We start from the raw sequence: 22,721 nt of genomic DNA, 5'->3' as shown, positions 1-22,721 counted from the left end.
ATGTGCGTGCCCTTCTGCAGGGAAATGGTAAATTTTCCGGAAACCTCCCATCGGGCGAAACCTGTGCTGGCCTTTCGAGCGCAGCCCATTAGGGCGCATGCGATGCAACACGACGAACGCACCGGCCTGCTCCTCGCCCTGTTGGGCTTTTCGGTCCTGTCCGCCGGCGACGCGGTGGTTAAGACGATGGCGGGCGACTGGTCTCCTGCGGCGGTCGCGGCACTGCGTTACACGATCGGCACCGTCGGGCTCGGCGTGCTGCTGTGGTGGCGCGAGGGACGCAAGGGCTTCGCCTATCCGCGGCCGGGCGTGCAACTGATGCGCGGGCTGGGCGTGGGCGGGGCGACGCTTGGCTTCTTCAGTGCGGTGTTCGTGATGCCACTGGCGACCGCGACCGCGATCGTCTTCCTCAGCCCGATCATCACCGCCATTCTCGCGATCATGTTTCTCGGCGAACCGTCTCGGCGAGCGACCTGGGTCGCGGCGATCGCAGGCTTCACCGGCGTGCTGGTGCTCCTGCGCCCGGGATTCTCCGATCTCGGCTGGGCCGCCGCTTTGCCGCTGGTTTCGGCCTTCGGGGTCAGCCTGATGATGCTCGGCAACCGCATGTCGGCCAATCTCGCGAGCCCGCTGGCAATGCAGTTCTCGATCGCGAGCATCGCTGCGGTCTTCCTCGTACTCGCCGCGGCGATCGGCGCCTATAGCGGGGTCGAGGCGCTGGCGGTCGGTGCGCCGGACTGGACGGTGGTGGCGCGCTGCGCGATCGTGGCGCTTACGGCCACCACCGCGCACTGGCTCGTGTTCCTCGGCACCACGCGGGCAGGCGCCGCGACCATCGCGCCCACGACCTATGTCCAGATGATCGTCGCGGTGCTGCTCGGCATGGTCCTGTTCGGCGACGTGCCCGATGCACTCACTTTGCTGGGCGCGGTGATCATCATCGGGGCGGGGCTCTACCTCTGGCGCGAAACCGGTCGCGCGCCGCCGCAGGTTCGCGAATGAGCGAGGCGCTGTCCTGCTGGCTGTGCGAACGGCCACTGGGCAAGCGCCTGCAATGGCACCACACCGTGCCCAAATCGAAAAGGGGCCGCGACACGGTGCCGGTCCATCCGATCTGCCACCGCACGATCCACGCCCATTTCACCAATGCCGAATTGGCACGATTCGACGGCGATCGCGCGCCGCTGCTCGAGAACGAGGCGGTGGCGAAATTCCTCCGCTGGATCGCCGACAAGCCACCCGATTTCCACGCGGTGACGCGGCGTCCGAAACCATAGCAAAAGGGCGGCCCCGCAGGACCGCCCTTTCGTTCGCGATCGCGAGCGCCGCTCAGCCGCCGTCGCGATCGTCGGCCAGCTGCTGGAGCAGGTAGACGATCTGCATCGCGCGCAGCTTGGCGCGCTGTTCGTTGTCGACGCCGCCCGAATGACCACCCTGCATGTCCTCGTAATAGAGGTACTCGTCGCCCTGGGCGGCCATGCGCGCCGCGGCCTTGCGACCGTGGCTGGGATGGGTGCGGTCGTCGGCGGTCGAGGTCACGTAGAATACGCGCGGATAATCCTTTTCCTCGAGCAGCTTCTGGTAGGGCGAATAGCCTTCGATCCATTCGCGCTGTTCGGGGATGCGCGGGTCGCCATATTCGCCGATCCACGAGGCACCGCGGCCGATATACTGATAGCGCAGCATATCGAAGAGCGGGATCTGGACGATCGCGGCATTGAACAGGTCGGGTGCCTGGGTGAAGGCGGTGCCGACCAGCAGGCCGCCTTGGGAGCCACCCTCGACGCCGAGATGTTCGGGGCTGGTGATCCCGCGCGCGACGAGATCGCGGCCCACGGCGATGAAATCGTCCCAGGTGCGCTGCTTGTTCTCGCGGATCGCGCTCTGGTGCCAGTTCGGGCCGAACTCGCCGCCGCCGCGGATATTGGCGAGGACATAAGCATTGCCGCGTTCGAGCCACATCTTGCCGGTCGAGCCGAGATAGGAGGGCAGGCGCGGGACCTGGAAGCCGCCATAGCCGCCCATCAGCACCGGCGTGCTGCCGTCCAGCGGCATGGCTTCCGCATGGACCACGAAATAGGGGATCTTGGTCCCGTCCTTGCTGGTCGCCTCGAACTGCTGGATCGTCATGCCGGTCGCGTCAAACCGCGTCGGGCTTTCCTTGACGACTTCGAGGTTCACCCCGTCTTCGGCATAGTAATAGGTGCCGGGCGAGAGGAAGTCGGTCGAGGTGAACATGATCTGGTCGGTCTCGTCGGACGCGGTCGCGACGCCGACGGTCGAATTCGCAGGCAGGTCGATCTCGGTCCAGCCCCAGCCACCGTCCTCGTAATCGAACTTGAGGACCTTACCCTTCACGTTGTCGAGGATCGAAACGTACATCGAGCTCTTGGTGCTGGCCCCGCCGCGCTTGGTCTGGCGCTCGCCGGGTGCCCAGACGAGGACCTTCTGCGCACCGTTGGGATCGGCTTTCCATTCCTCGAGGTCGACCGCGACGATCGAATCCGCGGGGAAGGTGACGCCGTCCGATTCCCAATCGACATCGGTGGTGAATAGCATGTGCCCGTCGATGATGCCGTAGGGGCCGGCCTTCTTCGGCAGGTCGAGCTTCAGCCATTCGCCATCGTGCTCGACATAATATTCGCGTTCGTGGAAGGAAATGCCGCGATAGGCCATGCGGCCGTGCACCGTACCTTCGCCGTCGCGCAGCAGGTAGGCGCCGGCCGAGACGTCGCTCTTTTCGCCGCGGAAGATTTCCTGGGCCTCGTCGATGCTCGTGCCGCGCTTCCACTCACGGGTGGTGAAGGGGTAGAAGCTGTCGGTGACGGTATCATCGCCGAAATCGCGGCTGATCAGCAGCGTGTCCCGGTCGACCCAGCTGGCACCGCCCTGGCTTTCGGGCAGTTCGAACCCGCGCTCGACGAAGTCCAGCGTCTCGAGGTCGAATTCGCGCGCCACGCGGGCATCCTTGCCGCCGTCGGACAGGTAGACCATGCAGCGGGTGCCGTCGGGCGGCAGGCAGCTCATCCCGCCATAGACCCATTCCTTGCCTTCTTCGGCGGCGAGCGCGTCGACGTCGAGGATGGTTTCCCACTCGGGATCGTCGGTGCGCCAGCTCTCGAGCGTCGTGCGGCGCAGCACGCCCTTGGGATTGTCGGCATCCTGCCAGAAATTGACCATCCCGTAATGGGTGAAGCTGACACCCGGGATGCGGTCCTCGGCGTTGTAGATCGCCAGCGCCTCGGCCTTCAGCTCTTCGAACCGGGGATCGGTCTGCAGTGCGGCGATGGTCTTTTCGTTCTCGGCGCGAACCCAGTCGAGCGCGCGCTCACTGCGAGTTTCCTCGAGCCAGATGAAGGGATCGTTTTCGGCTTCGAATTCGGGTTCGACCACGGTGTTGGAATCCTGCGCAGCCAGCGGAGTGGCGGTGATGGTGGCGAGCGCGAGCGAGGCGGCCAGCGCGCGGGTTGATACGAGTTTCATGAGTAAGCGTCCCCTTTCCCGTAAGACAGGCGGGCACAGTGCCATCGGGGGTGGCGAACACAAGTGATTCGACCGAAGCCAGCGCGACGTTCGTCGATTGCGGTCAGTCGCAGGCGTAGACCAAGTGTGGGCGGCGGATACGTCGCGGCTCGTGCAGGTACCCATCCCACACGACACGACAATTCTCTGCCGTGTAATTTTCCACCAACTCGCGGATATCCTGATCGAGCTCGGATCCATAAATCTTGCGTGTGACGATCACTTCCGGACGCGCCCTGATCATCCTGTCCAACTCGTCATAGGTATCGAGATGGCTGACATTGCGCTCGAGCGGATCATAGAGGTGGTTGGAGAAGACCAGCGGGCTCATCGGCATCGCGTCGGCGGTCTCGTAGAACAGGGTCGGGCCGAAAAAGACCAGGAGGCGGCCATCCTCCAAGTTTGCCTTTATCGCCTCGTTCACCGCCTCGTACGAGGCCCGACTATCGCGATAATAGGCAAAGTTGAAGGTCGAACCGAGGATCGAGGCGACCACCACGGTGGCGCCGAACAGCACCGGGCCGACCAGGCGCTTGCCGAAGGCAATCGCCGCAAGCGGGGTGAGGGGGACCAGCAGCGGAAGCAGGTAGTGGGTGAAGGCATTGGCAATCACCGCGAAACCGAGGAAGGCCGCCACCAGCCACCCGAGCATCAGCCCCCGATAGCGCGCGAAGCCGGGCGCACTGCGCTGGAACACCAGCCCCAGCGCCGCGCAGCCCAGGAAGACGAGGATCAGGCGGAAGATCGCGTAGAGGTTGTGCGTCTGCACCGCGAGCCCGAGCGACTGGCGCGCAAGGTTCGACAGGAACATCGCCTGCCACCATTCTCCGATCCAGCCATGCGCGGCAAACCATGCGGCCACGGCCGCGGTCGGGGCGAGCCCGATGGCGATGGCGGCGGCACCGGTCTTGACGATACCGGCCGCTCCCACGCCGTCGCGATGCAGCCGCCACAGTCCGGCGAGGCCGAAGAAGATCGCCTCGAACATCGTCGTCTGCTTGATCGTCAGCGCCAGCGCACACAGCAGCATCGCCGCAAGGTAGCGCCGCATGAACCGCGCGCGGTCGAAATCGAACCACCCGCCGATCACCAGCCATGCTGCGCCCGCGATCAGCAGATTGTAGAACACCGGCCCCTGCCCGCCATAGCCGTCGAGCGGGTGGAGCATGGCGAGATAGGCGATCCCCGCCATGGTCGGGCCCCAGCCGGACATCCACAGTCGGGCTATCCGCGTCAGGATGTACGCCGTGCCCGCGGCGCAGAGCAGCGCGGGGATCTGGTAGGCGAGGACATGATCGGAGAAGGCCGCGAACAGCCAGTACAGCACGAACAGGCCGAAGGGCTTGCGGTCCCAGATATCGATATAGGGGACGGCGCCGTCATGCATGGCCTGGCCGACCATGAAGTAGAACGATTCGTCGACATGGAGGTTGGGGTCACCGAAGCTCGGGAAACGAAACACGAGCGCGGCGAGCAGGAGGATCAGCGCCTCCTGCCACCTGCCCTGCCATCTCGCTGCTGTCGCGCCGTCGTTCATGCGTTCCCTGCCCCGTCGCCCCGGGATAGCGCAATTGCCCGGCGTTGAAAGTCTCGCCGCCCGCTTCTCCGCAGGCGCGCCGGTTCACGAATTGGTGAAACCCGACTGCTATCAGCACTGTCGCCATGATCATGCCGCTTCGCAAATTCCTCAACCTGGTTGGCTGGCTTGTCGTGAGCCTTGCGGCGCTCGTGCTGGCATTCTCCGCGTGGATCATCCTTCCTTTTCGGCCGGGACTGGCCGAGGTGCTGACGACGGCCGAAACGCTGCTGCGCGCCCCCTTCGCCGCGACCACCGTGATCGGCGACAGCCGGATCGAACTGGCCGACGAACCTCAGGGCGCGCTGTTCGCGGGCTATCCCAGCGCCACCAGCCGCGATCTCGAACGGCTCAGCGGTGTGGTGTGCGCGATTTCTTCCGCGCGGGTCACAATCGCGCTCGGGATCAACGACACCAAACCCGACGAACTCGATCTCGCGGCGACGCGCGGCGCATTTGATCGCATCGCCGATCAATGCGCGCGGCCCGATCTGCGCTTCGCCGAGGTCTGGCCCGCCGAACCGGACGTCGAGCCTGCGGGCGCGAATTACGACATCCAGGCGGTAGCGGAGATCACCGCCCATCTCCGCGAGCTGGCCGCGCAGGGGAGGGTGCAGCTTATCTCTGCTCCCGACCTGCCAAGCGGCTTCACCCACGACGGCGTCCATTTTGTGCCCGGGGTTTCGCGCGACTATGCCCGGATGCTTGCCTTCGGTTCCGCGACGCGGGCCGATTAACCCGAATTCAACCGCGTTCGTGCAATCGGGGGCGATGGAACGCGCACCGTTCATCACGCCCGCCATGTCGATCGTGCTCGACGCCGTCCGCGGCGGCGCGGCGCTGGTCGTGCTGGTCGGTCACATGGTGCAGATGGGCATATACACCGGCCCGTTCCCGTTCTCGGACCTGATGCAGCACAATGCGGTGATCGTGTTCTTCGTGCTGTCGGGGCTCGTGATCGCGCATTCGGTTCATGCCCGTCCGGGAACGCTGAAGGACTACGCGATCGCGCGTGCGGCGCGGATCCTCCCGGTCTCGCTGACCGCGCTGGCATTCGGCGCGCTCCTCTACATGGCGGTGAGCGCGCAGGGGCTTGTGCCCAGCGAGGCACCGGCGCCGTATGACGACTTGACCGCCTCGTCGCTCCTCTTGCCGGCCATCTTCCTCAGCGAGAGCGGGGCGGCAGAGGCCGGGCCGGTCTGGAACCCGCCCTACTGGTCGCTGGTCTACGAAGTCTGGTTCTACGCGATCTTCGCTGCGGGGTTTTTCCTGAAGGGAAGGACCCGGATCGCGTTCGTCGTGCTGCTTGGCTTCATTGCGGGTTGGCGGATCCTGCTGATGCTGCCGATCTGGCTGCTAGGTGCCGCTCTCGCGCGCTACCGGCCCAAGCCCGACCTGACCAAGGAGCGTGCCATCCGGCTCGCGATAGTCGGGGTGATCGCGATGCTGCTTGCCAGTGAATTCGCGCGGGCAATCACGACCCCGGTCGGACTGTTCCACAAATCGTTCGGCTACGATCTGAAATACTCGCACTATTTCGTGTCCGACTATCTGTTCGCGATCGGGATCGCGCTCCTGTTCGTCGCCGCACGTCCCTTCGCCGATGCAGGGCAGGCGAGGCTCGAGCGGATCAAGCGCCCGATCGACTGGCTCGCGGGCTTTTCCTTCTCGCTCTACATCTTCCACTGGCCGATCATCTCGGCACTCTCGGCCCATGGGATCGGTGTCAGCGACAGCGTGATGGGTTTCGCGGCGCTGGCGGGCGGGGTGGCCGGCACTTGCGCGCTGATCGCCACCGTCACCGAACATCGCAGCCGCGATATCCGGCGCTGGATGACCCGCAAGCTCGAACCGCGCGTGCCGGTCGTGCCAGCCTGAACGAAAAAGGGCGACCACAAGGCCGCCCTTTCAAGAATTCGATGTGAGAACGATCAGCCCTCGACGTGCTCCGCGAGCACCGTCAGGCCCTTGTCGCCGACCTCGGCGAAACCGCCGCGGACTTCGATCTCTTCAGGCGCAGCGCCCTCGGTCTTGTAGACCTGGACCTTGCCGTCGCGGATCGTCGACATGAAGGGCGCGTGGCCTTCGAGCACGCCGAACTCGCCTTCCGCACCGGGGACGACCACCATGTGGACATCTTCGGAGCGGACCAGCTTGGCCGGCGTGACGAGTTCGAAATGCAGGGCCATGTCTTAGGCGTCCTCGGCCAGCTTCTTGGCCTTTTCGACCGCCTGGTCGATCCCGCCGACCATGTAGAAGGCGGCTTCGGGCAGGTGGTCGTATTCGCCGTCGACGACGGCCTTGAACGACTTCACCGTGTCTTCGAGCTGGACGAACTGGCCCGGGATGTTGGTGAACACCTCGGCGACGTGGAACGGCTGCGAGAGGAAGCGCTGGATCTTGCGGGCGCGGGCCACGGTCAGCTTATCTTCTTCGGAAAGCTCGTCCATGCCGAGAATGGCGATGATGTCCTGCAGGCTCTTGTACTTCTGCAGCGTTTCCTGGACCCGGCGCGCGGTGTTGTAGTGCTCTTCGCCGACGATGCGCGGTTCGAGCACGCGCGAGGTCGAGTCGAGCGGGTCGACTGCCGGGTAGATGCCCAGTTCCGAAATCGCACGGTTGAGGTTGGTGGTCGCGTCCAAGTGCGCGAACGAGGTCGCGGGCGCGGGGTCGGTAAGGTCGTCCGCGGGGACGTAGATCGCCTGCACCGAGGTGATCGAGCCCTTGGTGGTCGAGGTGATGCGTTCCTGCAGGTTGCCCATGTCGGTCGACAGGGTCGGCTGGTAGCCCACCGCCGACGGGATGCGGCCGAGCAGCGCCGAAACTTCCGAACCCGCCTGCGTGAAGCGGAAGATGTTGTCGACGAAGAACAGGACGTCCTGGCCTTCCTGGTCGCGGAAATATTCGGCCATGGTCAGGCCCGACAGCGCGACGCGGGCACGCGCGCCCGGCGGTTCGTTCATCTGGCCGAACACCAGCGCCACCTTCGAACCCTCGGAGATCGCCTGGCCTTCATCGTTCTTGGCGATGACGCCCGCGTCGAGGAATTCGTGGTAGAGGTCGTTGCCCTCGCGGGTACGCTCACCAACGCCGGCGAAGACGGACACGCCGCCGTGGCCCTTGGCGATGTTGTTGATGAGCTCCTGGATCAGCACGGTCTTGCCGACGCCGGCGCCGCCGAACAGGCCGATCTTGCCGCCCTTGGCGTAGGGGGCGAGGAGGTCGATCACCTTGATGCCGGTGACGAGGATCGCGGCGTCGGTCGACTGGTCGACGAAGGCCGGGGCCTCGGCGTGGATCGGGGCGGTCTGTTCGGCACCGATCGGGCCGAGCTCGTCGATCGGTTCGCCGACGACGTTCATGATGCGGCCGAGCGTCTTCGGACCTACGGGGACCGAGATCTGCGAACCGGTGGCGACGACTTCCTGGCCGCGGGTGAGGCCTTCGGTCGAGTCCATCGCGATGGTGCGGACCTGGTTCTCGCCGAGGTGCTGCGCGACTTCGAGGACCAGCGTCTGGTCACCGTTCTTGGTTTCGAGTGCCGAGAGGATCGCCGGCAGTTCGCCGGGGAACGACACGTCGACGACGGCGCCGATAACCTGGCTGATCGTGCCGTTGGTGGTCTGGTTCATTACGGGGGCGGTGGCCATTGCTGTGCTTCCTATGCCTTTACTGCACCGGGCAGTCTTCGGGGATATCGATCAAAGTGTAGGTATCGCCGTCGGCGGCGATGAACGCTTCTCGTTCGGTCGTGTCGCCATCGAGCGTGTAGCGACAGGTAAATTCGGTTCCTTCGCCGGTCGCCGAGCAGTCAGCGTCGATCACATCGCGCTCATAGGCGCACTGCCTCAAGGCATATTGCACCTCGGCAAGGCTCGGAACGTTTTCGTCTGCTTCCAGCTCGGCGGTGTCGCCAAGGCTTTCGGGTGCAGCCGGCGACATTTCGCCGACCGGCGGCACCACGCTCGCCGTATCGTCGCTCACGGCATCATCGGGCGCGGATTCTCCGCACGCGGTGAGCAGGGCGAGGGCCGCGAAAGAAATTAATACTCGCATCACAGCGCCTCCGCGCCCGCGATAATTTCGATGAGTTCGGTGGTGATCGCGGCCTGGCGGCTGCGGTTGTACTGGATGGTAAGCTTGTCGATCAGCTCGCCGGCATTGCGCGTGGCGTTGTCCATCGCGGTCATCGACGCGCCCTGTTCGGAAGCTTCGCGTTCGAGCAGCGAGCCGAACAGCTGCGTCTTGATGTAGCGCGGCAGGAGCTCTTCGAGGATCGCTTCCTCGTCGGGCTCGTATTCGACGATCGCCTCGCCGGTGCTCGCCACGTCCTTGGGATCGGCGTCGACTTCGGGAGTCGGGACCGGGATCAGCTGGTCGACCGTCGGGTCCTGCGTCAGCGCCGACTGGAAGATCGGGTAGACGAGGTGCGCGAAGTCGAATTCGCCGTTGTCGAAGCGTTCGAGAAGGTCGTCGGCGATCGCTTCGGCTTCGTCGAAGCCGGGGGTCTTCACGTCGGCGGTGTCGAAGTGCTTCTCGATCCGGTCGGCGTAGTCGCGCTTGATCGGAGCGCGGCCCTTCTTGCCGACGAGATAGAACTGGACGTCCTTGCCCTCGGCCAGCAGCGCGCGCGCCTTGACCTTGGCGGCCTTGACGATGTTCGCGTTCAAGCCGCCGCACAGGCCCTTGTCGGTGTTGACCACGACCAGCAGGTGACGCTGGTTGCTGCCGCTACCGGCGAGCAGCTTGGGCGCACCGTCGCCGCTCACCTTCGAAGCGAGCGATGCCATCACGCCCGACAGGCGCTGGGCATACGGGCGCGCGGCTTCGGCACGCTCCTGCGCACGGCGCAGCTTGGCTGCCGCGACCATCTGCTTGGCCTTGGTGATCTTCTGGGTCGACTTGACCGAGTTGATCCGGCCCTTGAGTTCTTTCAGGCTAGCCATTTCGGCTCCCTATCTCGTGTTCTCGCGGGTCTTAGGCGAACTGCTTGGCGAACTTGTCCAGCGCGGCGACGACCTTGTTCTTGGTGTCGTCTTCGAACTTGCCGGTGGTGCGGATCTCTTCCAGCACATCGGCGTGTTCGTTGCGCATGAAGCTGAGCATCGCGCTTTCGTATTCGGTCACGCGGTTGGTATCGACGCTGTCGAGGTAACCGTTGGTGCCTGCGAAGATCGACACGGTCTGCTCTTCGAACGGCATCGGCGAGAACTGCGGCTGCTTGAGCAGCTCGGTCAGGCGCGCACCGCGGTTGAGCAGCTTCTGCGTCGAAGCGTCGAGGTCCGAACCGAACTGCGCGAAGGCGGCCATTTCGCGATACTGCGCGAGGTCGAGCTTCATCGAGCCCGAGACCTTTTTCATCGCCTTGGTCTGGGCGGCACCGCCCACACGCGACACCGACAGGCCGACGTTAATCGCCGGACGGATGCCCTGGTAGAACAGGTCGGTTTCGAGGAAGATCTGGCCGTCGGTGATCGAGATCACGTTGGTCGGGATGTAGGCCGACACGTCGCCCGCCTGCGTTTCGATGATTGGCAGCGCGGTCAGCGAACCGCCGCCTTCGGCCTTGTTCATCTTCGCCGCGCGCTCGAGCAGGCGGCTGTGGAGGTAGAACACGTCGCCCGGATAGGCCTCGCGGCCCGGCGGGCGGCGCAGCAGCAGCGACATCTGGCGGTAGGCAACGGCCTGCTTCGAAAGGTCGTCGTAGACGATGCAGGCGTGCATGCCGTTGTCGCGGAAGAATTCGCCCATCGCGCACCCGGTATAGGGTGCGAGGTACTGCAGCGGAGCGGGCTCCGAAGCGGTCGCGGCGACGACGATCGAGTATTCCATCGCGCCGTTTTCTTCGAGCGACTTGACGATCTGCGCGACGGTCGAGCGCTTCTGGCCGACGGCGACGTAGATGCAGTAGAGCTTCTTCTTCTCGTCGTCGCCCTGGTGCGCGTCCTTCTGGTTGATGAAGGTGTCGATCGCGACGGCGGACTTGCCGGTCTGGCGGTCGCCGATGATCAGTTCGCGCTGGCCGCGGCCGACGGGAACGAGCGCGTCGATCGCCTTGAGGCCCGACTGCACCGGTTCGGAAACCGATTCGCGCGGGATGATGCCCGGCGCCTTCACTTCGACGCGGCGACGCTCGGTCGATTCGATCGGGCCCTTGCCGTCGATCGGGTTGCCCAGCGCGTCGACCACGCGGCCCAGCAGGCCCTTGCCGACGGGGACGTCGACGATGGTCTGGGTGCGCTTGACGGTGTCGCCTTCCTTGATCTCGGCGTCCGAGCCGAAGATCACCACGCCGACATTGTCGGCTTCGAGGTTCAGCGCCATGCCCTGAACGCCGTTGGCGAATTCGACCATCTCGCCGGCCTGGACCTTGTCGAGGCCGTGGATGCGGGCGATGCCGTCACCGACGTTCAGAACGGTGCCGGTTTCGCTGACTTCGGCTTCGGTGCCGAAATTGGCGATCTGGTCCTTGATGACCTTGGAAATTTCTGCGGCGCGAATGTCCATGACTGTTTAGCCCTTCATGGCTTGAGCAAGAGAGTTGAGGCGGGTGCGGATCGAGCCGTCGATACGCTTCGATCCGATGGTGACGACGAGCCCGCCGAGGAGGTCGGGGTCGATTCGGGTATCGAGCTTGACCGTGCGGCCTTCGCGCGCGGTCAGCTTCTTCTGCAGTTCGGCGACCTGCGCGTCGGTCAGCGCATGGGCGCTGGTGACTTCGGCCGAGACTTCACCGCGCTGGCCGGCGGCGATCGCGCGAAAGGCGCGGATCATCTCGGGCAGCTTCGACAGGCGGCGGTTTTCCGCCAGCGTGCCGAGGAAGCTCTGCGTCAGCTCCGAAATGCCGAGCAGCGGCGCGATATTGCGCAGCGCCACTTCGGCTTCGCGGCGCGAAACCTTGGGGCTTGTCGTCAGCGAAGCGAATTCGGGCGACTGGTCGAGCGCGGCCTCGATTTTCTCGAGGTCGGTTTCGACCGCGGTCACGGTGCCCGCTTCGGATGCCAGGTCGAACAGCGCGGACGCATAGCGCCCTGCCAGGCTGGCCTTGAGTGCGGCGGAAATCTCCACGCGGTATGGTCCTCTCGGGGCCGGAAAATAAGTGCGACGCCAGGCCGAATCTATCGTGCGGAGGGTGCACCCCGGCAAGGCTGGCGCGCGCCTAGCAACACTCCCGATTCTTTGCAAGACGCTGGCCCGTATCCGGGAAGATCGCACGCCAATTCGCACGATAAATGCGCCAGGATGGATGCCGGCTTTGCGATTCCTGTCGTGCGTCCGGTCAGTCGGCCGCGGCGCTCACTTCGCAGCGATAGACCAGCCGCTCGTTCGGGCGCGCAGGGAGCAGGTCGAGGATCGTCTGCTGGTTCGAGCCGAGTTCGAGCACCTTGTCCTCGCCCGCGTCGCATTTGGGGGCCGAATACTCGCCGCGCGCCTCGCGCGCCTGCTGCATCGTCGACAGCGGGAGAAGATAGCGTTCGGTGAGGAAGATGCCGGTGTCGGGATCGTAGCGGTTAACGGCGACGGTATCGTCCTCGTTGGGCACCAGCACGCGGCTCCACTGGCCGTCGTCGGCACGGGCATACTGGGTGCGTTCGGAGACGCAGCCGTCCTCGGCCCAGGCGAAGGCGAAGTCTCCGCCACCCGAGACGGTCACCCGGCTGCGCGCGGGATCGAGCGTGCAGATGAGATCGCCCGCGACGATCGTCCCGTCCTCGGGCTCTTCGGCCGAGGCTCCGGCCGATTCGGGCAGCATCGCTTCGGCACGCGCCTCGATGTCGGTGATCTCGGGGCGCGAGAACCACGCGAGCAGGCTGCCGAGCAACACGAAGGCCGAGGCGGCACCGGCTCCGATCGCGTATTCGCGCTTCGCCCCCGAAGCGACGAGCCAGGCCGAACCGCCGCCGGCGGCGAAGGCGAGCAGCAGCAGGACCGCGGCGAGCGCCATGCCGTTCTCGCGTTCGGCCATCACTTCGAGCTGCGCGCGGCGTTCGGCGCGGATCATCGCGCGGGTACGCTCGCTCTCGGCGGCGCGGCGCGCGGCATCGCGGCGGCGCTCGGCCGCAGCGGCGCGCTCGGCCTCGTCCTCGTCGAAATCCTCGAGGCTGCGACAGGGCGCGGAGGAGAGGCGCGGCTGCACGTCGGCCTCGCGCAGGAATTCGAGGACTTCGCGCACCGACACGGCGAAGAAGAATTCGCTGTCCGAGCCGTCCGACAAGGTACCGAAGCTGTTCACCCCGATCACACGGCCGCAGCCGTCGACCAGCGGGCCGCCACTGTTGCCGCCACCGATCGCGGCGGTGTGGAGGATCGTCTCGAAACGTTTGGACGATCGCCCGCCCGAGACGTTGCCGCGCGTCTTGACCGGCGAGATCGGCGAAATGAGGTCGCCGAAATCCAGCCCCTGCGCGATATCGACATTGGCTGGGTAGCCGATCGCGAAGACTTCGGCCCCGTCGGGTACCGCGCCGGGAGTGAAGGTCATCGGCACCAGTCTGCCTTCCTCGGTCAGCTTGATCAGCGCGAGGTCGACCCGCGGGGCGAAACGCTGGACGCGGGCGAAGTAGCCGGTCTTGCCCTGGCTCGGGATCACGCCGAGCCGGAGGTCGCTGTCCTCGGCCAGCGGCGCGATCACATGGGCATTGGTCAGCACGAGGTCGCGCGACACGACGATGCCCGAACCGTGGCCGACGATCTCGACCGTGTCGCCATCGTCGGCAACCACGACCACGCGCACCACCGATCGCGCGGCGGCGTTGATATCGGCCTGGTCGGCCTGCGCAGCGGTGGGATGAAGGGCGGTCAGCAGGACCGCGATTGCGAGGATGAGCCGGGTCATGTTGTCGCCTGTCTATGGGGAGCGTCTTTTGACCGCAAGCTTCGGGATGCGCGCTATCCGCCACCGCGCTAGGAAGGACGCATGAGGATCGACGACGACATTCGCTGGAACGCCGTGCTCCGCCGCGACCGCGCCTTCGACGGACGCTTCGTGACCGGCGTGCTGACCACCGGCATCTACTGCCGCCCGAGCTGCGCGGCGCGGCACCCGGCGCGCGCCAATGTGCGCTTTTTCGCCAGCGGGGCGGAAGCGCGCGATGCGGGGCTGCGCGCCTGCAAGCGCTGCCTCCCCGACGACGTCACGCGCGACGAGGCGGCGGTTGCGGCGGCGATCGACGAGATCAAGGCCTCCGAAGGCAAGCCGACACTGGGCGAACTCGCGGTGCTGACCGGCTATTCGGCGAGCCATTTCCAGCGCGTGTTCAAGCGCGCGACAGGGCTTTCGCCCTCGGCCTATGCCCGCGCGCTGCGCGAGGAGCGGGCGAAGGATGCGCTGGGCGGCTCGGCGCGGGTTTCCGATGCGATCTACGACGCCGGCTACGAAGCGCCGAGCCGCTTCTACGACGATTCGAAAGGGAAACTGGGCATGAGCGCGAGCGAATGGCGCGATGGCGGCAAGGGGCGCACGATCCACTGGACCGTGGTCGATACGAGCCTCGGCGCGATGCTGGTCGCCGCGACCGAAACCGGCGTGTGCTGCCTCAGCTTCGAGGAAGGCGAGGACGAATTGCGCGCCCGCTTTCCTAACGCCGAGCTAGTCGAAGGGGGCGAGGCATTTCGCGACCTGTTCGAACGAGTCACCGCAGCGGTCGAACGCCCGGGCACCGGCGGCGACATCCCGCTCGATGTGAAGGGCACCGCCTTCCAGCAGCGCGTCTGGCAGGCGCTGTGCGATATCCCGCCGGGCGAGACCCGTAGCTACGGCGAACTCGCCGCCGCGCTCGGCAAGCCGAAGGCCAGCCGCGCGGTGGGCGGGGCCAACGGGGCGAACAACATCGCCGTGCTGATCCCGTGCCACCGCGTGATCGCCGCCGATGGCGGGCTCGGGGGCTATGCCTACGGCACCGAAATCAAGGCGGAGCTATTGCGGCGCGAGGCCGGCGGAAAAGCCTAGCTGACGCGGAATTCGACGATCCGGCCGTCATTGCGGAAGACGCAGTAGAATTCGTCGTTGCGGCGATCGCGCGTGTCGATGCGGCCGCGGACCTGAACGTATTCGCGATCGGACTGGCGCGCATCTGTGACCTGGACCCGGCCATAACGCGACGCCTCGCGCCCGCAGGCCTCGACCGCGGCGCGTTCGAACTGGCTCAGATTGCGGTCGTCGTAGCGGTCGTTGCCGAGCACGGGGTCGAGCAGCCCGCCGAGCCCGGCGCAACCGCCGAGCAGAAGGGTGGCGGCGAGGGTGGCGGGTACAAACGTCTTTTTCATCGGGGCTCTCCTGGGGGAGGGGATGGCACCTATGTGCCGGATGCCTAGACTACGTTAAGGCTAACGCCTTGTTCCGGTTAACCTTTGCAAGCGTGCGGACGGGTCGCGAGCGCGGGCCGCCACGAAGACCGGGCTTGTCAGTCCGCGCGCGCCCAGCCCTCGCGCGCCGGTTCGAGCGTGTCGAGGAACGCCTCGGCGCTGGTGAGATATTCGCGCTGGCGGTCCTCGCCCATCCGGTCCCAGGTCGCGTAGATCCGGCCGATGCGGTGGTTCTTTTCGAGCCGGTCGCGGTGGCGGTCCATGAAGTGCCAGTAGAGCGGGTTGAACGGGCAGGCACCGTCGCCGGTCTTCTTGTTCGGCGAGTAGGCGCAGCCCGAGCAGTAATTGCTCATCTTGTTGATGTAATTACCGGAGGCCGCATACGGCTTGGAGGCGAGCTTGCCGCCATCGGCATAGAGGATCATGGCCGAGACGTTGGGTAGCTCGACCCATTCGTAAGCGTCGGCGTAGACCACCAGGAACCAGTCCTGCACTTCGCGCGGGGAAATCCCGGCGAGCAGCGCGAAATTGCCGAGCACCATCAGCCGCTGGATGTGGTGCGCATGCGCGTTGTCGCGGGTCGAGCGGATACAGTCGGCCATGCAGGCCATGTCGGTCTCGCCGGTCCAGTAGAATTCGGGCAAGCCGCGCTGTGCGTTCAGGGCGTTTGCCTTCTGCAGGTGCGGCATCTGGTGGAAATAGAAACCGCGCACATATTCACGCCAGCCGATGATCTGGCGGATGAAGCCCTCGACCGAATTGAGCGGCGCATTGGCGTCCCTGTACGCCTGTTCGGCGCGGCGGCAGAGGTCGAGCGGGTCGAGCAGGCCCTGGTTGATGCTGGTCGAGAGCATCGAGTGGAAGAGGTCGTTTTCCCCCGCGACCATCGCGTCCTGGTAGGGACCGAAGCACTCGATCCGCTCGGCGAAGAAGGCATCGGCGGCTCTCTCGACCTCGTCACGGGTGACGGGCCACTCGAACTTTTCCAATGATCCGAAGTGATCGCCGAAACGGTCTTCGACCAGGGCGATAACTTCCTGCGTGATAGCGTCGGGCTCGAACTTGGGCCGCTCGGGCGCGGCGAGCCCCTCTTTGGGCGGCTTGCGGTTCTCGCTGTCGTAATTCCATTCGCCGCCTTCGGGCTTGCCGTCATCGTCAATCAGCAGCCCGGTCTTCCGCCGCATCTCGCGATAGAAGAACTCCATCCGGAGCTCCTTGCGATCCTCGGCCCAAGCATCGAACTCGGCCTGGCTGCAAACGAAGCGATCGTCGCGCAGGATCTCGACTGCGCAGGCGAACTTGTCGGCCCATTGCTCCATGTCCTGCCGCACGCGCCATTCGCCGGCCTCGACCACGCTGACGAGGCGTGGATCATGCTCCTCGATCGCGCGTGCGAGCTCGCCGGTGAAGCTGCCGGAATTGCCATCGTCGTCGAGCTTCACATAGTCGACCGTCCACCCGGCATCGCGCAGTTCCTCGGCGAAGTGGCGCATGGCGGAGAAGACCAGCACGATCTTCTGCTTGTGATGCCTGACGTAGGTTGCCTCGTCCCATACCTCCATCATCAGGACGACCGTGTCATCCTTGGTCCGCCCACGAAGGCTCGCCAGGTCGCGCGTCAGCTGGTCGCCGAGGATGGGAACGAGAACGGGGCCGTCGCTGCTGCTTGCCATGCAAGCGCAACGCGGCCCCGCTCGATTGGTTCAGACTATCTGATCAGGCGGCGGCTTCGACCTTGGTCAGGCAAGGCCATTTCTCCTCGTCCGACTTGTCGTCCCATTCCTTTTCGCTTTCGTCCATCGGGTGATCCGGGCGCAACATGTCGAGCAGCAGCTCGTTGTCGCCGGCTTCGGCCAGCGTGTAGCAGGCCGAAAGCTCGCGCGGATACTTGCCGGCACCGATCAGCGTGCGCCGCAAGAGGCCCTGCGACACCGAATAGCGTTCCTCCTTGGCAAGCCGGTAGGCGAGCGTGTTGCGGATCGAATTGTCGTACCGGGCCAGCACGAAGGCGCGCTCGAGCGAAGCGATCGCATCGTCCGGGGGCGTTTCGTCCGAATAGAGAAAGCTCAGGTAGTAGCCGTAGAGCGGATAGGCGTGATCGGGCTGAAGGTTGTTGGCTTTCGCGAAACGCTCGCGCGCAACCGCGATCTGCGACTTGTCTTCATACCCGCGCATCAGTGCCACGCGGGCGTAGTAGATCGCCGCGTCGACATTGTCCGGATCGATGGCGAGGATGCGCTCGGCGAGCGATTCGGCCTCGTTCCAGTTCTTGGCGTCGAATTCGGCTTCGACCGCGGTGAGGAGGACCGGAACGCTCTCGGGATAACGCGAGACCAGATCGCGCGCGGGATCGACCTGCTTTTTCGCCTGGTCTTCGTCGACACCGGCCTTGGCACGGATCAGCACGTCCATCCGCGCTTCCTCGGCCTCGGTCATCCGGCGTACCGAGACTTCGGGATCCTGCTTGGTCAGGAACGGGACCTTGAGCACCTTCGCGGCGCCGCCACGATAGTCGTCGAGTTCCTTTTCCAGCACGTCGAGATCGCCGAATGCGTTCTTGGCTGCTTCGAGCGGATCGACGCCCTCGTTGATCGCCATCAGGTAGGGGCCGATCTGGCTCCGGCGTTCGGGCGTCAGGTTGAGGAGGCTGGCGAGCAGCCAGCCATGGGCATAGACCCGCGAGGTGTATTCGCGGCTCGGTTCTTCGCCGGGCGCGAACATTTCTTCGAGATCGAGATTCACGACTTTGAGCGCGATACTGCGCTCGGGCGGTACGTCGCCGATAACGAAACGATCCTTTTCGAAGGTCATCGTGCCGAACAGTTCGGCGAAGCCTTCGCTGTACCACAGCGGGTAGGGCGCATCGCGGTGGTGGAACATGAAATAGTGCGTGTATTCGTGGAACACGATGTATTTCGGGTTGATCGGAATATCCCCGGCAGTGCGCTCGAAACCACGTTCGCGGCGGACATCGTCACGGCGGGGGGCGAAGGCGACCGAGCCGGCCGCGTCACCGCGGAAGAATCCGCCGACGCCACGGCGCCCGAGCAACTTGCCCATGTCGCTGGTCTCACCGAAACGGAAGACGGTCACCTTGGACGAAGCGGGAAAATCATCGTCGGACGGGCCGACGCCGCTGATGATCCTCAGCGCTTCGTCCAGTCGCTCGAGTTCCTTGCCGTATTCTTCGGCGTTCTTCTTGGTGTCTTTGGTGTACACCGTGAAGTGCTTCGTATCGACGACGTACCATTCCGCCGCCATTGCCGGCGCGGAAAACAGAACCGCGAACGCGGCGAATAACGATGCGATGATGCGCATGACCCAGTCCCCATAAATATCCGGAAAGCGGATCGCCCCTGCGATCCATCCGTGATTCCCTGTCGCAAAACGTATGACAAGTCTGCCGAGGGGTCAAACGAAGGAATCGGCACTGGATCGAAACCGGCCTGCTCGACAATGCAGGTGCAGCTAGCGGCAAGGCGGGGCGGCGTTCATCCCGATGGCCAGCGCCGCTTAGACCGGTGGGTCCGGGATCTGGTCGAGCGCGCGTTGCGCCGCCTCGCTGTAGCGCGGATCGTTGAGCAAGGATTCGAGCAAGCGACGGGCGATTGCGTGTTCGCCTCGGCGGATCAGTTCTGCCGCATAGGCATAACGAAACGAACGCACGCCTGCGCTACCGAGAAAAGCGCGACCGAAAGCATCGAAGGCTTCCTGCGGGGCGCGTAGGCCCTGTTCGATATTGGTCTGGTAATTGAACACGGCGGCGAAGGGGAACTCCTCCGGCCGTTCGACCAGCGTACCGAGCAGCGCGCGAATCTCGGCGAATTGTTCCGCATCGTCCCCGTCGCCGGCATTCAGCATGCGCGCGAGCATGATCTCGGCCTTCAGGCGGTTCGCATGGGAATGACCGGAATCGAGCGCCAGCGCGCGGTTCACCGCCGCCCATGCCTCCCTGTCCGAGTAGTGCCACGCCTTGATCACAAGCACGTTGTCGGCAAAGCCCAGCCCGCCGAATGCGGGCTCGCCATCGCGTTCGCGGCCCTTGGTCAGCGCGAACTCGGCGGCCGCATATTGATACCAGGTTTCGGCGCTGTCGGGAAACCGTTCGGTCAGCTTGCGCAGGTCCTTCGCCACGTCTTCGCGATCTTCGTCGATCAGGCGGCGGAAACGCGGCACGATCAGCGCCACCTCGTCCTGCCCCATCGGCCGGATGAAGATCTGTTTCGGCGCCTCGGGGTCGATCGGAACCGCCCGCAGCTTGACCTTGCGGCCCATCTTGTTGCGCATGTCCACGGTAAGCGGTCGAAGGTCGCCGAAGACCGCCATCGCTTCTTCGTACGATTTGCCGGCATTGAAGAGCGCAAGGTACCGGCCGATGAGCGCATCGTTGGCAGGATCCGACAAGAGCAGGTTCGTGAACACGGCGTTCGCACTTTGAAGCGTTCTGAACCTGCCGAAGCTTTCCGGCTTCTGGCGCGTGGTCAGCAATTCCTCGATCCGGCTGACGCTCATGGGCTCGTTCATCATGCGCGGGTTGTCGGGCGCTCCCAGCAGGAACTGTCCTTCATCGACATAGGCGGTCGCGAAATAGATCGGCAGGCCGTCCGCCAACCAGTAGGGAAGGGTGCGTACGAACCCGTTGGACAGGTGGAACCGGCCGACGGCGGAATATAGCGGGTAGTAGCGATATCGCGGGTTCTGTCCCGGATCGTATTGCGCGAAGGCTCCCGGCAGGTCGTGCCAGTCGCGCGCCGCGCTGAAGATGCGGTGGCCGAACAGGCCGGAGATGCGGTTCATCCCGCCGTCCAGCCAGATATGGAACTTGCGGCCCGGGCGCAGTTGGGCGGGCATCTGGCGCTGGAGCAGCCGGTTGAACTCCTCCATGTGCAGCGCGACGTCGCGAAGCTCCTCTTCGTCCAGCTCGGCATGGATGACGAAATTCTGCGTTTCGGCTTGAAGCCATTGTGCGGATGCGGGTTGCGCCGAAAATAGCGCGCCCAGCAGCGCAGCCATTGCTGTCAGAAACCTGCGAGACATCCTGCTCCCCCCTGCGACCTGCCGGAAGGCTATCCACCCGGCGGAACGGATGCAATCGCTCGCTAGACGAAGCTGTAGGGATCGATATCGATTCCCACGCGCACGCCCGGACCGAACTGGAAGCCGCCCACCCAGTCGCGGATCGCGTGTTGCAGCTTCGCACTGCGCCGGGCGTTGATCAGGAAGCGATAGCGGTAGCGCCCGCGCAGCAGCGAGAGCGGGGCGGGAGCGGGGCCGAACACCGCGATGTCGGGATGGTCGGGGCGCTGGGAGCCCAGCGCGCGGGCGGCATCGCGCGCCTCGGCCTCGTCCTCGCTCGACACGATGATCGCGGCCCAGCGGCCGAAGGGCGGGGCGCCCGCATCGCGGCGCGCCTCGGTTTCGGCCTCGTAAAAGGCATCGCGATCGTTGGCGGCGAGCGCTTCGATCACCGGGGCATCGGGGTGGCGGGTCTGGATCAGCACCTCGCCCGGCTTGCTCGCGCGTCCGGCGCGGCCTGCGACCTGCGCGACCTGCTGGAAGGTGCGTTCGGCCGCGCGCAGGTCCCCGCCCTCGAGCCCGAGGTCGGCGTCGATCACGCCCACCAGCGTCAGTTCGGGAAAGTGGTAGCCCTTGGTCACCAATTGCGTTCCGACGATGATGTCGATCGCGCCGCCCTCCGCGCTCTCGACGAATTCGGCGATCTTCTCGGGGCTGGTCAGGGTGTCCGAGGTGACCAGCGCGATGCGCGCCTCGGGGAACAGTTCGGAGACCTCGTCGGCGATCCGCTCGACCCCGGGGCCGCAGGCGACGAGGCAGTCGGGCTCGCCGCATTCGGGGCAGGCGGCGGGCGGCGGGACTTCGTGGCCGCAATGATGGCAGGCGAGCCGCTGCGAGAGCCGATGCTCGACCAGCCAGGCGCTGCAATTGGGGCACTGGAAGCGATAGCCGCAGGTGCGGCACAGCGTCAGCGGGGCATAGCCGCGGCGATTGAGGAACAGCAGCGACTGCTCGCCGCGCTCGAGCCGTTCCTCGAGCTTTTCGACCAGCGGCGGCGCGATCCAGCGACCGCGCTCGGGCGGTTTTTCGCGCAGGTCGAGTACCGCGATGTCGGGCAGGGTGGCCCCGCCGAAGCGGCTTGGCAGTTCGAGCTTTTCGTACGTGCCGTTGGCCGCAAGGTGCATCGATTCGAGCGCCGGTGTCGCGCTCGCCAGCACCACCGGTGCGCCTTCCAACTGCGCGCGGATCACCGCCACGTCCCGCGCATTGTAGCGCACCCCGTCTTCCTGCTTGAACGAGGTTTCGTGCGCCTCGTCGACCACGATCAGGCCGAGATTGCGGAACGGCAGGAACAGCGAGCTGCGCGCGCCGATCACCACCTGCGCGCCACCATCGGCGACCGCACGCCACGCCCGCCGCCGCTCGGTCGATCTGCGCGAGGAGTGCCACACCACCGGCTTGGCACCGAAGCGATCCTCGAACCGGCGCAGGAAATTCTCGGTCAGCGCGATTTCGGGGAGCAGAACGAGCACCTGCTTCTCGAGCCTGATCGCCTCGGCGACGGCCTCGAAATAGGTCTCGGTCTTGCCCGACCCGGTCACCCCGTCGAGCAGCAGCGGGGCGAACTCGCCCGCGCGCACCAGCTCTATCATGCGCGCCGCAGCGGCCTGCTGGTCGTCGGTGAGCGTGGGCTGGTCGAAATCGGGATCGGCGGGGCGGTAGGGGCGGTCGATATCGACCTCGACCGGCTCGATCAGACCCGCGCCGACCATGCCGCGCAGCACGCCCTCGGAGACTTCGGCGATTTCGGCTAGTTCGCGGATCGTAGCCTGTTCGCCGTCGAGCCGTTCGAGCGCCTTCCTGCGCTGCGGGGTCAGGCGCGGCGGTTCGGCACCGTCGACCAGCCGGTACTCGGTCATCGTGCGCGCGCCCTTCAGCGCATTGCCGCTCGACAGCACCATCCGCGCGACCGAACTCATTGGCGCGACGTAATAATCCGCTGTCCACTCGACCAGCCGGCGCAGCGGTGCCGCCAGCGGGGGGACCGGCAGCACGCCGAGGATCGGCCGCAGCCGCTCGGCCGGAACGCCCTTCGCCGGGAGACGTTCTTCTTCCCATACCACGCCGATGATGCGGCGCGGGCCGAGCGGCACTTCGACCACCGCCCCCGGTTCCGCCCGCATGCCTTCGGGCACGGCATAATCCAGCGCGCCGAGCGCGGCATTGAAGACGAGGACACGGACGCGGTTCATGTTCGCTCTGGTATATCGGTCGCAAACGACGGAACGCCAGTCGCGTGTTC

At 65.5% G+C, this 22,721-nt stretch carries 19 protein-coding genes; 5 read left to right on the top strand and 14 right to left on the bottom strand.

Annotation, left to right across the window (positions count from 1 at the left end; genetic code table 11):
* The first annotated feature begins 102 nt into the window (after positions 1-102).
* Entirely contained in the window at positions 103-1,002 is a 900-nt protein-coding gene (locus T8S45_RS06545) for a DMT family transporter (protein ID WP_322295101.1), read from the top strand.
* A complete protein-coding gene (locus T8S45_RS06540) occupies positions 999-1,277 on the top strand; it encodes an HNH endonuclease (RefSeq protein ID WP_322295100.1) in 279 nt (92 codons plus the stop codon). Before T8S45_RS06545 ends, T8S45_RS06540 begins: the two co-directional genes overlap by 4 nt.
* Before the next feature lie 52 nt (positions 1,278-1,329).
* Here the strand turns inward: T8S45_RS06540 and T8S45_RS06535 are convergent, their stop codons facing one another.
* Together T8S45_RS06535 and T8S45_RS06530 are read right to left on the bottom strand one after the other, a co-directional pair.
* Entirely contained in the window at positions 1,330-3,483 is a 2,154-nt protein-coding gene (locus tag T8S45_RS06535) for a prolyl oligopeptidase family serine peptidase (protein WP_322295099.1), read from the bottom strand.
* Positions 3,484-3,586: 103 nt separating this feature from the next.
* Positions 3,587-5,059, bottom strand: a complete 1,473-nt coding sequence (locus T8S45_RS06530) for a hypothetical protein (protein WP_322295098.1) — start codon at positions 5,057-5,059, stop codon at positions 3,587-3,589.
* 125 nt (positions 5,060-5,184) lie between these two features.
* Here T8S45_RS06530 and T8S45_RS06525 point away from each other — a divergent pair, with 125 nt between their 5' ends.
* Together T8S45_RS06525 and T8S45_RS06520 are read left to right on the top strand one after the other, a co-directional pair.
* Complete coding sequence (locus T8S45_RS06525; protein ID WP_322295097.1) at positions 5,185-5,835, top strand: SGNH/GDSL hydrolase family protein; 651 nt, start codon at positions 5,185-5,187, stop codon at positions 5,833-5,835.
* 34 nt (positions 5,836-5,869) lie between these two features.
* Positions 5,870-6,976, top strand: coding sequence for an acyltransferase family protein (locus tag T8S45_RS06520; RefSeq protein WP_322295096.1), 1,107 nt, complete (start codon positions 5,870-5,872; stop codon positions 6,974-6,976).
* A 53-nt stretch (positions 6,977-7,029) separates the two neighbouring features.
* On the opposite strand, the gene T8S45_RS06515 is transcribed toward T8S45_RS06520, so the two are convergent.
* From T8S45_RS06515 to T8S45_RS06485, 7 genes are all read right to left on the bottom strand, one after another.
* The gene (locus T8S45_RS06515) at positions 7,030-7,287 is read right to left on the bottom strand and encodes an ATP synthase F1 subunit epsilon (protein ID WP_188642150.1); all 258 of its coding nucleotides are present in this window, start codon (positions 7,285-7,287) and stop codon (positions 7,030-7,032) included.
* A 3-nt stretch (positions 7,288-7,290) separates the two neighbouring features.
* Positions 7,291-8,748, bottom strand: a complete 1,458-nt coding sequence (gene atpD / locus T8S45_RS06510; RefSeq protein ID WP_188642149.1) for a F0F1 ATP synthase subunit beta — start codon at positions 8,746-8,748, stop codon at positions 7,291-7,293.
* 19 nt (positions 8,749-8,767) lie between these two features.
* Positions 8,768-9,154, bottom strand: coding sequence for a hypothetical protein (locus tag T8S45_RS06505; protein WP_322295095.1), 387 nt, complete (start codon positions 9,152-9,154; stop codon positions 8,768-8,770).
* Positions 9,154-10,044 carry a F0F1 ATP synthase subunit gamma gene (locus T8S45_RS06500; RefSeq protein ID WP_322295094.1) on the bottom strand — a complete coding sequence of 297 codons (891 nt, stop codon included), beginning with the start codon at positions 10,042-10,044 and terminating at the stop codon, positions 9,154-9,156. The genes T8S45_RS06505 and T8S45_RS06500 overlap by 1 nt, the downstream gene beginning before the upstream one ends.
* A 31-nt stretch (positions 10,045-10,075) precedes the next feature.
* Complete coding sequence (atpA, locus tag T8S45_RS06495; protein ID WP_188642147.1) at positions 10,076-11,605, bottom strand: F0F1 ATP synthase subunit alpha; 1,530 nt, start codon at positions 11,603-11,605, stop codon at positions 10,076-10,078.
* A 6-nt stretch (positions 11,606-11,611) separates the two neighbouring features.
* Complete coding sequence (locus T8S45_RS06490) at positions 11,612-12,166, bottom strand: F0F1 ATP synthase subunit delta (protein ID WP_322295093.1); 555 nt, start codon at positions 12,164-12,166, stop codon at positions 11,612-11,614.
* Positions 12,167-12,377: 211 nt separating this feature from the next.
* Positions 12,378-13,934, bottom strand: coding sequence for a S1C family serine protease (locus T8S45_RS06485; RefSeq protein WP_322295092.1), 1,557 nt, complete (start codon positions 13,932-13,934; stop codon positions 12,378-12,380).
* A gap of 81 nt (positions 13,935-14,015) precedes the next feature.
* Here T8S45_RS06485 and T8S45_RS06480 point away from each other — a divergent pair, with 81 nt between their 5' ends.
* Positions 14,016-15,047: a bifunctional transcriptional activator/DNA repair enzyme AdaA gene (locus tag T8S45_RS06480; protein WP_322295091.1), complete on the top strand. Its 1,032-nt coding sequence runs from the start codon at positions 14,016-14,018 to the stop codon at positions 15,045-15,047.
* Here T8S45_RS06480 and T8S45_RS06475 read toward each other — a convergent pair.
* The 5 genes from T8S45_RS06475 to T8S45_RS06455 form a co-directional block, all read right to left on the bottom strand.
* Positions 15,044-15,364: a hypothetical protein gene (locus tag T8S45_RS06475; protein ID WP_188642143.1), complete on the bottom strand. Its 321-nt coding sequence runs from the start codon at positions 15,362-15,364 to the stop codon at positions 15,044-15,046. The two genes, T8S45_RS06480 and T8S45_RS06475, sit on opposite strands and share 4 nt — an antisense overlap.
* 137 nt (positions 15,365-15,501) lie before the next feature.
* Complete coding sequence (locus T8S45_RS06470) at positions 15,502-17,076, bottom strand: cryptochrome/photolyase family protein (RefSeq protein WP_322295090.1); 1,575 nt, start codon at positions 17,074-17,076, stop codon at positions 15,502-15,504.
* 43 nt (positions 17,077-17,119) lie between these two features.
* Positions 17,120-18,721: a tetratricopeptide repeat protein gene (locus tag T8S45_RS06465; protein ID WP_322295089.1), complete on the bottom strand. Its 1,602-nt coding sequence runs from the start codon at positions 18,719-18,721 to the stop codon at positions 17,120-17,122.
* A 195-nt stretch (positions 18,722-18,916) separates the two neighbouring features.
* Positions 18,917-20,416, bottom strand: coding sequence for a hypothetical protein (locus T8S45_RS06460; RefSeq protein WP_322295088.1), 1,500 nt, complete (start codon positions 20,414-20,416; stop codon positions 18,917-18,919).
* An 86-nt stretch (positions 20,417-20,502) separates the two neighbouring features.
* On the bottom strand, positions 20,503-22,671 hold the full coding sequence (locus T8S45_RS06455) for a primosomal protein N' (RefSeq protein ID WP_322295087.1): 2,169 nt from the start codon (positions 22,669-22,671) through the stop codon (positions 20,503-20,505).
* Between the last annotated feature and the right edge of the window lie 50 nt (positions 22,672-22,721).

Origin of the sequence: Pseudoblastomonas marina, from assembly GCF_034374265.1 — a bacterium.
GTDB lineage: Bacteria > Pseudomonadota > Alphaproteobacteria > Sphingomonadales > Sphingomonadaceae > Alteriqipengyuania_A > Alteriqipengyuania_A marina.
The sequence above is the reverse complement of the archived record's forward strand: the minus strand, read 5'-3'. Positions and strand labels throughout refer to the sequence as shown.

Bases quoted from the DNA above. Each gene is read 5' to 3' on its own strand.
- T8S45_RS06545 (WP_322295101.1), top strand. From the start codon at position 103: ATGCAACACGACGAACGCACCGGCCTGCTCCTCGCCCTGTTGGGCTTT.
- T8S45_RS06540 (WP_322295100.1), top strand. From the start codon at position 999: ATGAGCGAGGCGCTGTCCTGCTGGCTGTGCGAACGGCCACTGGGCAAG.
- T8S45_RS06535 (WP_322295099.1), bottom strand. From the start codon at position 3,483: ATGAAACTCGTATCAACCCGCGCGCTGGCCGCCTCGCTCGCGCTCGCC.
- T8S45_RS06530 (WP_322295098.1), bottom strand. From the start codon at position 5,059: ATGAACGACGGCGCGACAGCAGCGAGATGGCAGGGCAGGTGGCAGGAG.
- T8S45_RS06525 (WP_322295097.1), top strand. From the start codon at position 5,185: ATGATCATGCCGCTTCGCAAATTCCTCAACCTGGTTGGCTGGCTTGTC.
- T8S45_RS06520 (WP_322295096.1), top strand. From the start codon at position 5,870: ATGGAACGCGCACCGTTCATCACGCCCGCCATGTCGATCGTGCTCGAC.
- T8S45_RS06515 (WP_188642150.1), bottom strand. From the start codon at position 7,287: ATGGCCCTGCATTTCGAACTCGTCACGCCGGCCAAGCTGGTCCGCTCC.
- atpD (WP_188642149.1), bottom strand. From the start codon at position 8,748: ATGGCCACCGCCCCCGTAATGAACCAGACCACCAACGGCACGATCAGC.
- T8S45_RS06505 (WP_322295095.1), bottom strand. From the start codon at position 9,154: ATGCGAGTATTAATTTCTTTCGCGGCCCTCGCCCTGCTCACCGCGTGC.
- T8S45_RS06500 (WP_322295094.1), bottom strand. From the start codon at position 10,044: ATGGCTAGCCTGAAAGAACTCAAGGGCCGGATCAACTCGGTCAAGTCG.
- atpA (WP_188642147.1), bottom strand. From the start codon at position 11,605: ATGGACATTCGCGCCGCAGAAATTTCCAAGGTCATCAAGGACCAGATC.
- T8S45_RS06485 (WP_322295092.1), bottom strand. From the start codon at position 13,934: ATGACCCGGCTCATCCTCGCAATCGCGGTCCTGCTGACCGCCCTTCAT.
- T8S45_RS06480 (WP_322295091.1), top strand. From the start codon at position 14,016: ATGAGGATCGACGACGACATTCGCTGGAACGCCGTGCTCCGCCGCGAC.
- T8S45_RS06475 (WP_188642143.1), bottom strand. From the start codon at position 15,364: ATGAAAAAGACGTTTGTACCCGCCACCCTCGCCGCCACCCTTCTGCTC.
- T8S45_RS06470 (WP_322295090.1), bottom strand. From the start codon at position 17,076: ATGGCAAGCAGCAGCGACGGCCCCGTTCTCGTTCCCATCCTCGGCGAC.
- T8S45_RS06465 (WP_322295089.1), bottom strand. From the start codon at position 18,721: ATGCGCATCATCGCATCGTTATTCGCCGCGTTCGCGGTTCTGTTTTCC.
- T8S45_RS06460 (WP_322295088.1), bottom strand. From the start codon at position 20,416: ATGGCTGCGCTGCTGGGCGCGCTATTTTCGGCGCAACCCGCATCCGCA.
- T8S45_RS06455 (WP_322295087.1), bottom strand. From the start codon at position 22,671: ATGAACCGCGTCCGTGTCCTCGTCTTCAATGCCGCGCTCGGCGCGCTG.